Source organism: Bradyrhizobium sp. JHI2711 (assembly GCF_056156565.1).
In genome coordinates this window covers 544,870-559,082 of record NZ_JBPZPT010000002.1, presented here as the reverse complement: position 1 = coordinate 559,082, position 14,213 = coordinate 544,870, and the positions used below count along the sequence as shown (strand labels likewise).

The 14,213-nt window shown below is 64.9% G+C and carries 13 protein-coding genes; 3 read left to right on the top strand and 10 right to left on the bottom strand.

The window, feature by feature from the left end:
* Positions 1 to 89: 89 nt before the first annotated feature.
* The 4 genes from ACTEK7_RS15160 to ACTEK7_RS15145 form a co-directional block, all read right to left on the bottom strand.
* Positions 90 to 986, bottom strand: a complete 897-nt coding sequence (locus tag ACTEK7_RS15160) for a TauD/TfdA dioxygenase family protein (RefSeq protein ID WP_225148612.1) — start codon at positions 984 to 986, stop codon at positions 90 to 92.
* Positions 987 to 1,134: 148 nt separating this feature from the next.
* Positions 1,135 to 2,418: a flavodoxin-dependent (E)-4-hydroxy-3-methylbut-2-enyl-diphosphate synthase gene (ispG, locus tag ACTEK7_RS15155; protein ID WP_036002253.1), complete on the bottom strand. Its 1,284-nt coding sequence runs from the start codon at positions 2,416 to 2,418 to the stop codon at positions 1,135 to 1,137.
* A gap of 13 nt (positions 2,419 to 2,431) precedes the next feature.
* Positions 2,432 to 3,385: a DMT family transporter gene (locus ACTEK7_RS15150; RefSeq protein WP_225148613.1), complete on the bottom strand. Its 954-nt coding sequence runs from the start codon at positions 3,383 to 3,385 to the stop codon at positions 2,432 to 2,434.
* Positions 3,386 to 3,421: 36 nt separating this feature from the next.
* A complete protein-coding gene (locus ACTEK7_RS15145; RefSeq protein WP_225148614.1) occupies positions 3,422 to 3,916 on the bottom strand; it encodes a Fur family transcriptional regulator in 495 nt (164 codons plus the stop codon).
* A gap of 155 nt (positions 3,917 to 4,071) precedes the next feature.
* On the opposite strand from ACTEK7_RS15145, the gene ACTEK7_RS15140 reads away from it, so the two are divergent.
* From ACTEK7_RS15140 to ACTEK7_RS15130, 3 genes are read left to right on the top strand one after another with little or no spacing between them, the layout of a single operon-like run.
* The gene (locus ACTEK7_RS15140) at positions 4,072 to 4,554 is read left to right on the top strand and encodes a MarR family winged helix-turn-helix transcriptional regulator (protein ID WP_036002289.1); all 483 of its coding nucleotides are present in this window, start codon (positions 4,072 to 4,074) and stop codon (positions 4,552 to 4,554) included.
* Positions 4,547 to 5,710, top strand: a complete 1,164-nt coding sequence (locus tag ACTEK7_RS15135) for an HlyD family secretion protein (protein WP_036023947.1) — start codon at positions 4,547 to 4,549, stop codon at positions 5,708 to 5,710. The genes ACTEK7_RS15140 and ACTEK7_RS15135 overlap by 8 nt, the downstream gene beginning before the upstream one ends.
* 16 nt (positions 5,711 to 5,726) lie before the next feature.
* Positions 5,727 to 7,283 carry an MDR family MFS transporter gene (locus ACTEK7_RS15130; protein WP_225148615.1) on the top strand — a complete coding sequence of 519 codons (1,557 nt, stop codon included), beginning with the start codon at positions 5,727 to 5,729 and terminating at the stop codon, positions 7,281 to 7,283.
* A gap of 64 nt (positions 7,284 to 7,347) precedes the next feature.
* On the opposite strand, the gene ACTEK7_RS15125 is transcribed toward ACTEK7_RS15130, so the two are convergent.
* The 6 genes from ACTEK7_RS15125 to pcaF form a co-directional block, all read right to left on the bottom strand.
* Positions 7,348 to 8,409, bottom strand: a complete 1,062-nt coding sequence (locus ACTEK7_RS15125) for a phosphotransferase (RefSeq protein ID WP_036023951.1) — start codon at positions 8,407 to 8,409, stop codon at positions 7,348 to 7,350.
* 70 nt (positions 8,410 to 8,479) lie between these two features.
* Positions 8,480 to 10,168, bottom strand: a complete 1,689-nt coding sequence (locus ACTEK7_RS15120; RefSeq protein WP_225148616.1) for a methyl-accepting chemotaxis protein — start codon at positions 10,166 to 10,168, stop codon at positions 8,480 to 8,482.
* A gap of 263 nt (positions 10,169 to 10,431) precedes the next feature.
* Complete coding sequence (pcaG, locus tag ACTEK7_RS15115) at positions 10,432 to 11,034, bottom strand: protocatechuate 3,4-dioxygenase subunit alpha (protein WP_225113305.1); 603 nt, start codon at positions 11,032 to 11,034, stop codon at positions 10,432 to 10,434.
* Complete coding sequence (gene pcaH, locus ACTEK7_RS15110; protein WP_036023956.1) at positions 11,035 to 11,736, bottom strand: protocatechuate 3,4-dioxygenase subunit beta; 702 nt, start codon at positions 11,734 to 11,736, stop codon at positions 11,035 to 11,037.
* 122 nt (positions 11,737 to 11,858) lie between these two features.
* Positions 11,859 to 12,752 carry a dioxygenase family protein gene (locus ACTEK7_RS15105; RefSeq protein WP_225148617.1) on the bottom strand — a complete coding sequence of 298 codons (894 nt, stop codon included), beginning with the start codon at positions 12,750 to 12,752 and terminating at the stop codon, positions 11,859 to 11,861.
* A gap of 100 nt (positions 12,753 to 12,852) precedes the next feature.
* Entirely contained in the window at positions 12,853 to 14,061 is a 1,209-nt protein-coding gene (pcaF, locus tag ACTEK7_RS15100) for a 3-oxoadipyl-CoA thiolase (protein WP_036002283.1), read from the bottom strand.
* Positions 14,062 to 14,213: the final 152 nt, after the last annotated feature.

Genomic DNA, 14,213 nt, shown 5'->3' with positions numbered 1-14,213 from the left:
TCTTCGACAAACGAAGCCCCGGTCTCGCGTCCGGGGCTTTCCTTTGCGCGAAGCCGACTGATTGATGTTGGTCTCCCGAGCCCGGCCCATTAGACCGGCCTCTCTCCCTTCACCGTCACGCGCGTGCCCGAGCGTGTGTGCGGCCAGTAGTCCCACATCGCGCGGTGCTGGGTGCAGCGGTTGTCCCAGAAGGCGATGGCGTTCTCGGTCCAGCGGAAGCGGCACTGGAACAGCGGGTTTTCGGCGTGCTGGTAGAGATAGGCGAGCATCGCATCGCTCTCGTCGCGCGGGATGCCGTTGATGTGGCGGGTGAAGCCGCGGTTGACGTAGAGCGCCTTCTTGCCGGTGACCGGATGCGTGCGCACGACGGGATGCTCGGCATGGGGATAGGAGGGACGATCGGCAACGCCATAATTGGCATAGAGGCCGCGATAGATCGGCTCGCCGTCATGCAGCGCCGTCAGGCCGTCGAGATAGGCCTTCATGCGCTCCGACAGCGCCTCATAGGCCGCGTACATATTGGCGAACAGCGTGTCGCCGCCGCGCGGCGGGCATTGCTTGATGTAGAGGATCGAGCCCATCGGCGGCTCGAGATCGCAGGAGACGTCGGAGTGCCAGCCCTCGCCATTGGCGCGCGGCGAGTTCTTGTCCGCATAGATCTTCATCAAGGCGGGGTCTTCGTCCTCATGCGGGGCGGCGGGATGAAAATGCAGCTCGCCGAACTTGCGGCCGAAGGCGAGATGCTGCTGCGGCGTGATGTGCTGGTCGCGGAAGAAGATAACGAGGTTCTCGGCGAGCGCGCGATGGATCTCGTCCATCTGCCGGTTGGAGCGGGCATCGCCATCGACAAGCTTGCCGATATCGACGCCACTGATTTCCGCGCCGATGATGGGTGTGAGCTTTTCGACGGCGATGGTCTCATAAGGCGCGCCTTCGTCCGCGGTGTGGCGATAGCGCGGACCCTGCTTGCCGGCGAGTGAGCTCATGGCGTGTCTCCCGATCGTTCTTGATTGGGAGCCATCGTAGCAACGTAGGGCGGGTTAGCGAAGCGTAACCCGCCACCTCGCGCCCGCAAAAAAATAGAGCGGGTTAGGCTGTGCTAACCCGCCCTACGATTCCGATGTTGAGGAGCGCCTACTCTGCCGCAGGAGCCGGCACCTTGGCGCCTTGGCCGTAGCGCTGGTCGATGTAGTCGATCACCAGCGCCTTGAAGTCGGCGGAGATGGTCGGGCCGCGCAGCGTGCGGAACTTCTTGCCGTCGACGAAGACGGGCGCGGCCGGCGCTTCGCCCGTGCCGGGCAGCGAGATACCGATATTGGCGTGCTTGGACTCGCCGGGGCCGTTGACGATGCAGCCCATCACCGCGACGTTGAGCTCTTCCACGCCAGGGTATTTCGTCTTCCAGGTCGGCATCTCGTCGCGGATGAAATCCTGGATCGAGCGAGCCAGCTCCTGGAACGTGGTCGAGGTGGTGCGGCCGCAGCCGGGGCACGCGGCAACCAGCGGCACGAAAGTGCGGAAGCCCATGGTCTGCAGGAGCTCCTGGCCGACCTGCACCTCGCGGGTGCGGTCGCCGCCGGGCTCGGGCGTCAGCGAGATTCGGATGGTGTCGCCGATGCCCTGCTGCAAGAGGATGCCGAGCGCGGCCGAGGACGCAACGATGCCCTTCGAGCCCATGCCGGCCTCGGTGAGACCGAGATGGATGGCGTAGTCCGAACGGGACGCGAGATCCTGATAGACCGCGATGAGATCCTGCACCGCCGAGACTTTTGCCGAGAGGATGATGCGGTCCTTGGGCATGCCGAGCTCCTCGGCGCGCGCCGCCGAGAGCAGCGCCGACTGCACCATGGCCTCGCGCGTCACCGCGCGCACGTCGCGTGGGTTGGGCGAGGCCGCGTTCTCGTCCATCAGCTTGGTCAAAAGCTCCTGGTCGAGCGAGCCCCAATTGGCGCCGATGCGCACCGGCTTGTTGTTCTTGTTCGCGATCTCGATGATGTCGGCGAACTGGGTGTCGCGCTTGTCCTTGAAGCCGACATTGCCGGGATTGATGCGGTATTTGGCCAGGGCCTCGGCGCAGGCCGGATAGGCCGCGAGCAGCTTGTGGCCGATATAGTGGAAGTCGCCGATCAGCGGCGTGGTGATGCCGCGCTTGGCGAGGCCGTCGCGGATGTACGGAACGGCGGCTGCGGCCTCCTCGCGGTCCACGGTGATGCGGACCATTTCGGAGCCGGCGCGCGCGAGCGCTGCGACCTGGGCGATGGTGCCTTCGACATCGGCGGTATCGGTGTTGGTCATCGACTGCACGACGATCGGCGCACCGCCGCCCACAGTGACGTTGCCGACCTTGACCTGGGTGGTCCGATGCCGGGGCGCCGGGCCCGCAATGTCTGAATCGAGAGGGTTTTCGAGCTTGTTCATGGCGGTCCAAATATCAGGTTTTGGTGACGTTCAGCAATGCATCACGCGGCGCCGCAGCTGATGGGCTGGGACGGTTAACCAGAAAAAGCCCAGCAATTACAAGGACCGCTGCGGCCCCGAATGTCAGGCTGAGGGTGTCGTGCATGATGAAATAGCTACCCACCACGCCAAACAAAGGGGTGATGAAGGTAAAAGCGGACAATTTGCTGGCCGAATAGGCCTTCACCAGCGCGAACCAAAGCGTGAACGTGGTTCCCACCACCCAGATCGCCTGGAAGGCCATCAGGCCGAGCGACAGCAGCGACGGAGTGTGGGTGATGGATTCGCCGAACAGCCAGGCCGCCAGCCCCAGGATCGGGATCGAGGTCGCGACCTGATAACCCAGGGCCTTCTCGGGCGCGGCGAAGCGCAGCCGCGTGCCCTTGGCAACCAGCGTCGTCGCGGCCCACAGCGCGGCGCCCCCGACGATCATGAGATCGCCGAGCAGAACCTGCGAATCGACATTGGGCTGGGGCACGCCGATCGCAAGCGCCACGCCGGCAAAGCTGATGGCAAGGCCGAGCCATTGCGCGCCACCGAGACGCTCGCCGAGCACCTGGTAGGAGCCGAGCGCCACAAAGAACGGCGCGGTGTAGAGGAACACCACCGCACGAGAAGCAGACGTGAAGTGCAGCCCCTGGAAGATCAACACGAACTCGATGCCGAACATCAGCCCGGCGATCAGGCCGGGCTTCCAGGTGCCGTCACGTTCGAAGAATTTGACGCCGCGAAAGGTGCCGATGAGGAACAGCACCGGCAGCGCGCCCATCGAGCGGATGGTGGCCTGGAGCATCGGCGGAATGTCCGGCAGCACCAGCTTCACCGCGATCTGGTTGAATCCCCAGGTCAGGCATAGCATGAGCATCAGGGCGATGGCGCCGGCACTGAGGGGACGGCCGGCGGACGGTATGGCTTGAGGTGCGGACATTTCTTCCCAAAAATCCGGCTTTGCGCCGTTGTTGCTTCAAGACATTTTCTGACAATGCGTGCAGACGCCCGTGATCTCCACCACAGACAGCTTTGGCGCGAAGCCTGAGCTGCGCGCGGCGGCGTTGAGGTCATTGGCGAAGGACGCCGAGGAGATCTCGCCGACCAGGCCGCAGCGCTCGCAGATCAGGAACGCCACCGCGGAGGTCGAATCGTGGTCGTGGGCTGCGCAAGCGAGATAGGCGTTGCGGCTTTCGATGCGATGCACGAGGCCGTTGGCCATCAGGAAGTCGAGCGCACGATAGATCGTGATCGGTGCCGGCCGCGCCATCGACTTGGCAAGCTCGTCGATGATTTCGTAGGCGCCGAGCGGGCGGTGGCTAGAGAGCAAGGCACCCAGCACCTGGCGGCGGATCGGCGTGAATTTCTGCGCGCGCTGCTGGCAGACCACCTCGGCATGCGCAAGCGCGTCCGCGGTGCAGCGGCCGTGATCATGGTCGGGCGCGGGGAATGCCGGCTTTGCGAGGCTCATGTCGCCGTCTTCTAGCATTTCGGCGGGGGAACCCAAAGCACGACGAGCCGTCCGGCTGCCAGCCATGCTCCTCCCGCGGGACAGCACCGCGCCCCCGGTCCGTGAATTAATCATAAGCTTGCTTATAATATTCAAGCTTATTGGAGACGACGCTCATGAGCCGCGGGTCGGTCGACCAGAATTTCCTGTTCACGCTCGGTGAGCTCTATCGCCTCTTGCGCGTCTATGCCGACAAGGAGGCCTCGCGCTTCGGCATCACCCGGGCGCAATGGGCGGTGCTGGCCAAGGTGGAGCGCAGTGAGGGCATGAAGCAGTCCGAGCTCGCCGAGCTCCTGGAGATGCAGCCGATCACGCTGACACGGCTGATCGACAAGCTCTGCGACAACGACTGGATCGAGCGCCGCAGCGACGCTTCGGATCGCCGGGTCAAGCGCCTGTACCTCAAGAAGGCCGGGCGGCAATTGCTCGGCCGCATGAGCGGCCTGAAGTCGGAGCTGACGGCGAACGCGCTCGACGGCATCAATCCGGCGGACGCGCACCGCCTCCTCACCCAGCTCGAAACCATCAAGGAAAACGTGCGAACCGCGATCCAGGCATCCGGCGCGGAGCAAGCACGCAAGGAGCAGCGCCATGGCTGATCAGGTCGTCAAGTTGCAGCCCGAGCAGAAGAGCGACAGCGGCAAGCCGACCAAGAAGGCCGGCACCGATCCGCGCCGCCGCCTGCTGGCGGGCCTGCGCCGCTATCGCCGTTTCCTGCTCCTGGTCGTGCTGCCTGTCATCGTCGCCATCGGCGGCATCACCTTCTATCTGCATGGGGGCCGCTATGTCGGCACCGACGATGCCTATGTCGGCGCACAGAAGGTGCTGGTGACACCCGACATCTCCGGCAAGATCCTGAAAGTCATCGTCAAGGAAGGCCAGTCGGTCAAGCGCGGCGACGAACTGTTCGAGATCGACCCGGTTCCTTTCCGCCTCGCGGTCGAGGAGACCAAGGCGCAGCTCGCGCAGGCGCGCACGACCTATGACAACCTCGTCGCCAACATCAAGATCTACGGCGACATGTTGGGCCTCGCCCAGCAGGGCATCGATCTGAAGCAGCGCGACGTCGAGCGCAAGCAGGCGCTGGTGAAGAACAATTTCGGCTCCCAGCTCGATCTCGACAACGCCTCCAACGCACTGGTCACCGCCGGAGCGCAGGCGCAGTACATCAAGCAGCAGCTCTCCAACGCAAAGACCCAGCTGCTCGGCAACCCTGATCTGCCGCTCGAGCAATTCCCGCCCTACGCTCAGGCAAAGGCCAAGCTGGATGACGCGCAGCGCAACCTCGACCACACCGTGCTGCGCGCGCCGATGGATGGAGTGGCGACGCAGGTCGAGCAGATTCAGCTCGGCCGCTATGTGCCCGCCGGCACGCCGGTGTTCTCCATCATCGACGTCGCCCATCCCTGGGTCGACGCCAATCCGAAGGAGAGCGACCTCACCTATGTCACCGAAGGCCAGTCCGTCACGCTCGAGGTCGACGCGTTCCCGAACCATGTCTTCAAGGGCAAGATCGGCTCGCTCTCGCCCGGCACCGGCGCGCAATTCGCGATCCTGCCGCCGCAGAACGCCATGGGCAATTTCGTCAAGGTGGTGCAGCGTGTGCCGATCCGCATCTATTTCGACGAGACCGACAAATATGTGCGGAAGCTGAAAGCCGGCATGAGCGTCTACGCCACCATCGACACCGGTCATCGGCGGTCGCTTGCCGGCCTGCTCGGCCTGTCCGCGACCGCGGGCCAGGATAAAGAATAAGACAAGGACTGGCGCGATGTCCGGCCCCCATGCCAGCCTGATGGTCCCCGGCCTGCGCCGGAACATGGTGACGATCTGCGCCATGACCGCGACCATCATGCAGGCGCTAGACACGACCATCTCCAATGTCGCCCTCCCCTACATGCAGGGCACGCTGTCGGCCTCGCAGGACCAGATCAACTGGGTGCTGACCTCCTACATCGTCGCCGCCGCGATCATGACGGCGCCGGTGGGCTGGATCGCCAACCGCTTCGGCCGCAAGCGCATCTTCATCATCTGCTCGGCCGGGTTCACCATGGCATCGGTGCTGTGCGGCCTCGCGCAGGACATCAACCAGATGGTGCTGTTCCGCCTGCTGCAGGGCGTGTTCGGCGCAGCGCTGGTACCGCTGTCGCAATCGGTCATGCTCGACTATTACACGCTTCAGGAACGCGCCAAGGCGATGGCGATCTGGGGCATGGGCGTGATGATGGGTCCGATCATGGGACCGTCGCTGGGAGCCTGGCTCACCGAGACCTATTCCTGGCACTGGGTGTTCTTCGTCAACCTGCCGTTCGGCATCATCACCGTGCTCGGGCTGGTCGTCTTCATGGACGAGACCAGGAAGGATTTCAGCCTCAAATTCGACTGGTTCGGCTTCGCCGCGCTGGCGGTCGCGATCGGCGCGCTCCAGCTCGCGCTCGACCGCGGTGAGCAATTGGGCTGGCTGGAATCGAACGAGATCCTCGCCGAGTTCATCGTCTCGGCCGTCGCGTTCTACTTCTTCCTCGCGCATTCCTTCACGACCTCGACCCCGTTCATCCGCTTCGCCCTGTTCCGGGACCGCAACTTCGTCACCGGCTGCCTGTTCATGATCGTGATGGGGCTCGTCCTGTTCTCGACCATGGCACTCGCCTCGCCCTACATGCAGAACGTGATCGGCTATCCCATCATCACCGCCGGCCTGCTGCTGGCGACCCGCGGCATCGGCACCTTCTTCGCCATGATGCTGGTCGGCCGCATGATGCGTTATATCGAGGCGCGCACGCTGATCATCTGCGGCCTGACGCTGACGGCGGGCTCGCTGTTCCAGATGACCGGCTGGACCGATCTGACCCAGGTGCCGGAGATCGTCACGGTCAGCGTCATCCAGGGTTTTGGCTTCGGCCTCGTCTTCGTGCCGCTCTCGACCGTGGCGTTCCTGACACTGTCGAACGAGCTGCGCACCGACGGCACCGCGATGCTGACCCTGATGCGCAACGTCGCGAGCTCGGTCGGCATTTCCGTCGTGATCGCGCAATTGACGCAAGGCACGCGATGGACCTACGCGATCCTGTCCGAGCACATCAACCCGTTCAACCACGCGCTGCAGATGCCCGGCGTCAGCGGCATCATCAATCTGTCGACCGACACCGGCCGCGCCATGGCCGACAGAATGGTCAACGTGCAGGCGCAGATCATCGCCTTCGCGCACGACTACCAGCTGGTGATGCTCTTCATCCTCTGCACCATCCCGCTCGCTTTGCTGATCGGCTCGACCAAGGCGACGCTGCGCAAGCAGGCGGCGGGGCCGGAGCATGCGGTGATGGAGTAGCGGATCTCGGGCCCCGGACGCAGCGCAGCGCTACACGTTGCACCGCGTCCGGGACACAACAGCGCTACAACAGCTCCTCGCAGCCCAAATCATCCACGGCCGCAAACGCCCGCTCCAGATTGTTCCACCAGATCAGCGGCGGGATGTTGATGCTCCACTGCCAGACCGGCCGCGTGATCTGCCAGAGCACCGCCCAGCGATAGTCGCGGTCGAGCGCTCCGCGCGAATAGCCGGTGATGCCGCTCTCGATCAGCGTGTCGTGGTAGAGATTGAGCAGCAGCCGTTCGAGCGCCTGCCGGCGTTCCGGATACCAATGCATCGCCATCATGTAGGCGAGATCGTGCGTCGGAACGTCGATGCTCCAAAGATCGAAATCGAAGATGCGCACGGTGTCATCGATTCCCGTGCGCGGCAGCAGGAAATTCCAGACATGGGCATCGCCATGCGTGATACTGAGGTGGCGGCGTGAATGGTAACGCTGGGACAGCCGCTCCGACTGATCGATGAGCCGACGATAGAGGATCCGCCGTTCCTCGCTGAGGCGATCGCCGAGAAGATCGGCAAAGCGGTCGTAATGCCCCGCGAACGTCTCCATGCGTTGCGCGCTGTCCTCCACGCTGGCCCAGGTGCCGAGGGTCTCGCCGAGGCTCGGATGGTCCCACCAGGCTGCATGCCAGCGCGCCAGCGTCGTGACGATGGCGAACGTCTGCTCACGCGACGGCGGCACCGGCCAGGCCGTCGCGATCTCGTGGCTGTCGGTGAGATCTTCCAGGAGCAGATGCCAGGCGAAGCTGTCCTCGTCGAAATGCCCATCAAAGCAGCGCGGCACGAGTCCCGGCGGCATCTGCGGCACCAGCTGCGTGTAATAGCCCACCTCGCGCCGGCCGCCATTGGCGAGGCGCTTGGCGAAAGCGGCATTGGGCGTCTTGAGGATCAGCGACTGCGGAGCACCGGCGGACTCGCCGACATAGCGCAGCCCGAGCCTGACGATATGCGACACCACTGTGTCGCGCTGATGCAGCACCTTCACCTCGCGGACGGCGCCTGCATCCAGCGCGCCGCCCCGGCGCAGCGCGGCCGTCAGTCGGGCGGGCTCAACGACCGCCGGCAATTGTGGAGATGTCATGAACCACGATGCCCCTGTCCCGCGTCATACTGCACGATCACATGCCCGGGCACCAGCGGCTGCCGCCGGCTCAGGCTGCGGCGGTCGAGTCGCGCACCGTCCGCACAACAATCGCGCGCAGTTGATCGAGATTGGCCGTCATCCCGGCGATCGCCTGCCTCACATCCGCGGCGCGCTGGTTGACGGAGGCGGCATCGCGGCTGACGTCGCCGATCTTGGCCGAGACCTCCTGTGCGGCGGAGGCCGATTCGGAAATCGACCGCGTGATCTCCCGGGTCGCGGCATCCTGCTGTTCCATTGCGGCAGCGACCGATGTCGCCACGCCGTCGATCTCGATGATGTGGCCTCCCATGGCCTCGACGGCGTCGACCGCGGCCTGCGTCGAGGCCTGGATCTCTGCAATCAGCCGGCCGATCTCCTCGGTGGACTTGGCAGTCTGGTCGGACAGGGACTTCACCTCGGCGGCAACCACCGCGAAGCCGCGGCCGGCCTCGCCGGCGCGCGCCGCCTCGATCGTCGCGTTGAGCGCGAGGAGGTTGGTCTGGCCTGCGATGCCGCCGATGAGGTCGGAGACCTCCGCGATCTTCTTCACCGATCCGGCCAGCGCCTGAATGGTCGAACGCGCCTGCTCGCGGCCGGCGACGGCCGATTTGGTGACGGTGCTGGTCCGCGCGACCTGGCTCGTGATCTCGCGGATCGAGGCGCTCAACTCTTCGGCCGCAGCGGAGACGGCCTGCGAGCTGCCGAGCGCCTGGGTCGAGGCCGCCGCCACCGCCTGCGACTGCGCAGAGAGCGACTTTGCGATCTCAGAGAGGCCGGAGGCGGCTTGCTCCACGCCCTGCGTCGCCGCGGTCGCGGTATCGACCGAGCGGCCGGTCTCGCGCTCGACCGTTTCGGCCATCTGGTGCAGGGCGAATCGCTTGGCGAGCGCCGCCGCCTGCTCCTGCCGCAACTGCTCCTCGCGCAGACGGGAGTTCTCGACCGCCGCCTGCTTGAACACCACAAGCGCGCCCGCCATCGAGCCGACCTCGTCCTGGCGCTGGGCGAACGGAATGTCGGCGGCGAGATCGCCGGTCGCGAGCTTCTGCATCGTGTCCGTCATGCGCACGATCGGGCGCACCACGCCGAGGGCAACACCCAGCAGGCCGGCGGTAACGAAGGCGAGGACGGCGATGGAGACGCCGAGGAGGATATAAAGCATCGCGCTGTCGCGGTCCGCGGCCAGCTTCTCCATGGCGGCATTCCGCTTGTTGGCACTCTCGACGATGCTGTCGATGACGGCACGGTGCGCGGTATAGGCCTCCTTGAGCTGCGCATAGACGCGCTCGGAAGCCGCCGCGTCCTTGGCCTTGAGGGCGGGCAGAAGCTGATCCGACGCCTTCCAGAATTTCTGCACCTCCGCATCGGATTTCGATACCAGCGCGGTCTTGAGGTCGGCCGAAAGGCTGGAGGAGACCCAGAACGCCTTGCGCTCGTCGTAGTCCTTGCGGAGCTGGACCAGACGTTCGCCGTGGGCCGCCAGCTGGTCCGGCTCGCGCATGGCCAGCGTCGCCTCGAGATAGGCTTCGATGATGTATTCGGGCGGCGGCAGGATGTCGGCGATGAGGTCGTTGCCGAGCTTGATGTCGGAATAGAGCGGACCGCCGACCTTGAGCTCTTTTAGGGCGTACAGGCTGGTCGAAACAACGGCGGCGAAACCAATGGCGAGAACGATGCCAAACGCGACGATCGCAGAGGACAAGGACAGACGAAATTTCATGAAACAATCCAGGTCGGCGTCGAAACTGCGGCCACCCTAGACGACTACGGTAAATACGGAATTGATTCGCGCCGGAATTGTATTTCACGAACCCCGCATGAATACGGAGATTAGGCGTCAAGTCATCGGTATTGAGTCAGCGAGGCTGACGCACAACCGCGCAAAATCAACGTTCGAGTCTGATGCGGCAACGCAGCACCGGCTCCGATGCGCCGAATGAGATATGTGTGCCGAGGAGCAGGCCTCCCCGGCACGCCCTGCCCTCATACGTCGAAGAACACCGTCTCGTTGTCGCCCTGCAGGTGCAGGTCGAGCCGGTAGACCGGCTTGCCGGCCTCGCGGACCGCAGTGAGCGTGGCGCGGCGGTCAGCCGGCACCAGCGCCAGCACGGGATCGGCGGCGTTGCCGGCCTCGTCGCTGAAATAGATGCGGGTGTAGAGATGCCTGAGCATGCCGCGGCCAAACACCGCAACCAGGATGTGCGGCGCCTGCGGCTTGCCAGCAGGATCGGGCACGACACCCGGCTTGATGGTCTCGAAGGAATAGTTGCCGTCCTTGTCAGTGCCGCAGCGGGCAAAGCCGCGGAAGCTCGCATTCGGCAGCGCGCGCTTGTCCTGGGGATCGGCAAAGCGGCCCTGCGCATCCGCCTGCCAGATCTCCAGCATGCAATCGGGGACGGCCACGCCGTCGCCATCGAACACCCGGCCCTCGATGCGGATGCGATCGCCGGTGACATCGGGCGTCAGCGTCGAATGGGTGAACGCGTCGTTCCAGGCGTACTCGCCGGTCGGCGTCAGGCCGTATTTGAAGAACGGACCGACCGTCTGCGATGGGGTGATCCCGTCGGGCTTCGCGGACTCTTGCACTTAATGGCTCTCCATGGGGGTGGCGTCTTTGCCGCGCAGCACGATGTCGAAGCGGTAGCACAGCGCCCATTCGGGCTGGGTATTCTCCAAGTCGAACGACGAGACCATCCGCGCCCGCGCCTTCTCGTCCGGCACCGAGTTGAAGATCGGGTCGAACGGGAACAAGGGGTCGTTCGGGAAATACATCTGCGTCACCAGGCGCGTGACGAAGGAATGGCCGAACACCGACAGATGGATGTGCGCTGGACGCCAGGCATTGTGGTGATTGCCCCAAGGGTAGGCGCCAGGCTTGATCGTCACGAAGCGATAATAGCCGGACGCATCGCTCACGGTGCGGCCCGCGCCGGTGAAATTCGGATCGAGCGGCGCCGGATGCTGATCACGGACGTGGACATAACGGCCGCAGGAATTGGCCTGCCAGATCTCGACGAGCGAGTTCGGCACGCCGCGGCCGTCCTCGTCGCGCACATGGCCGTGCACGATGATGCGCTCGCCGAGCGGCTCGCCCGCGTGCTGGCGGGTGAGGTCGTTGTCGCCCTCGCGCACGGTCTCGTGGCCGTAGACCGGCCCGGTCAGCTCCGACAGCGTATGGGGCATCGGAATCAAGGGCTTGTTCGGCGCGCGCTTGATCGAGCTCTTGTAGTCGGGCGACAGCGGCAGCGGATGCGCCGCGTTGCTGCCGGTGGGATAGATGAATGTCATTGGCGAACTCCTCCCGGCCGTTTTCGGTCCGGCCAGTCAACTCTTCCGCCAATCATTATAGGATATAACTAATTTGGGAAAGCCGGTTTGGCGGCGTTCCCGCGCATGGCAGCCGGCCGCTGCTACCTGATCGGCGCACGCGGAAGCACGGCCTCTCCGGCCTCGAGCCGGTAGGTATGGTCGAGCGAATACCAAGGCAACGAGGCGTCCTTCGCCGTCGGATGCGGCGTATCGTGGCGCACGAACTTGCCGATCAGCGCCTGTGTCACACCGAACTGCACGTCGCTGTCGATATGGGGGTCGCTGGGATCATAGACCTGCGAGATCAGCACCTTGAATCCCGGCTTGAAGATCAGGGCATGCAGATGCGCGGGACGATAGGGGTGGCGGGCCTGCGCCGCGAGCAGGCGGCCGACGACACCGTCGGTCGGAATGGGATAGCCGACCATCATCACCGAGCGGAAGGAAAAGCGCCCGTCAGAATCGGTCGTGAACTTGCCGCGCAGATTCATGTCGGCCTGCTCGGGGTCCTGGTTCTCGTAGAGGCCGACCGGCGAGGCGTGCCAGACATCGACCTCGGCACCGGCGACGGGCCGGCCGTCCTGATCGACGACGCGGCCGCTGACGAACAGCGTGGCTCCCGGTGTCTCCGAGCGCACGATCGATCCGCCATTCTCGACCCGGGGCGAATTCAACCGCCAGAACGGGCCGAGCAATGATTGATCGGTCTCCGTATTGCCCTGATCGCCGTTGTTGAGCAGGCACACCAGCGAGGAGACGCCGAGCGACCCCGCCATCAGCACGACTTCGTTATGCGTGTCGGTGGTCAGCTTGCCGAGCTCGGCCACGATCGCCGCGGCGTCGCGGAACTCCTTCTCGGTCAGCCTGACATCGCGGACGAAGGCATGCAAATGCTTGACCAGGGAGAGCATGATCTCGCGCAGCCGCGGATCGGATGTCCGCTCCATTACCGCCAGGGCCGCGGCCGTGACGTCCTTCTCGCGCTCGATGATCACAGGCTATTTTCTCCCTGTCTTTCCGGAACGCGAGAGAAATGCGCGAGCCCGGGCTCTTCGCCTATCCCCGCAAAGAGCGGGGAGAGGCGAAGGAGAGAGTTCAATTCAGCTTCTCGATCGCAACCGCGACGCCCTGGCCGACGCCGACGCACATGGTGGCGAGTGCGAGCTTGCCGCCGCGCTTCTCCATGCCGTGCACGGCGGTGAGCGCGAGGCGGGCGCCGCTCATGCCGAGCGGATGGCCAAGCGCGATGGCACCGCCATGCGGATTGACGAAATCGGCGTCATCGGCGACGCCGAGCTGGCGCATGCAGGCGATGCCCTGCGAAGCGAAAGCTTCGTTCAGCTCGATCAGGTCGAAATCGCTGATCTTCTTAGCCAGCCGTTCCATCAGCTTGCGGGTCGCCGGCACCGGGCCGATGCCCATGATCCGCGGCGGCACGCCGGCCGAGGCGAGCCCGAGGATGCGGGCGCGGGGCGTCAGGCCGTGCTTCCTGACCGCGGCTTCCGAGGCCAGGATCATGGCGGCGGCGCCGTCATTGACGCCGGAGGCGTTGCCGGCCGTGACGGTGCCGGGATTGCGCACGATCGGCTTCAGTTTTGCCAAACCTTCCAGCGTGGTCTCAGGACGCGGATGCTCGTCCTTGTCGATGGTGATCGGGCCGGCCTTGCCGCCGGGAATGGTGATGGGCGTGATTTCTTCCGCGAAATAGCCGGCGGCGATCGCTGCGCCTGCGCGCTGCTGCGAGCGGATGGCGAAGGCGTCCTGGTCCGCGCGCGAGACCTGGAACTCCTCGGCGACGTTCTCGCCGGTCTCCGGCATCGCATCGACGCCATACTGCGCCTTCAGCAGCGGATTGATGAAGCGCCAGCCGATGGTGGTGTCGAAGATTTCGGCCGAGCGCGAGAAGGCTTCCTGCGCCTTGCCCATCACGAAGGGCGCGCGGGTCATCGATTCGACGCCGCCGGCAATCGCGAGATCGATCTCGCCGGAACGAATGGCGCGGCCCGCGGCGCCGACCGCATCGAGGCCCGAGGCGCAGAGCCGGTTCAGAGTCTGGCCGGGAACCGAATCCGGCAGGCCCGCCAGCAGCAGCGCCATGCGCGCGACGTTGCGATTGTCCTCGCCGGCCTGGTTGGCGCAGCCGAAGAACACCTCGTCCACCTGTGCCCAATCGAGATTGGGGTGCTTGGCCATCAGCGCCTTGATCGGGGCGGCGGCGAGATCGTCGGCGCGCACCTTGGCGAGCGAGCCGCCGAAACGGCCGATCGGGGTCCGCACGGCATCGCAGATAAAGACGTCACGCATCGTTGTTCTCCCTGAATGCCGCGATCCGGCCAAATTCTTCAATGTCGGCGGAGTTTTAGGAGGGCGCCCGCGGCAGGTCAATTGACGGTTTCGCGGAGCAGACGTCATTCCGGGGCGCGCCATTTGGCGCGAACCCGGAATCCATTTGTCGG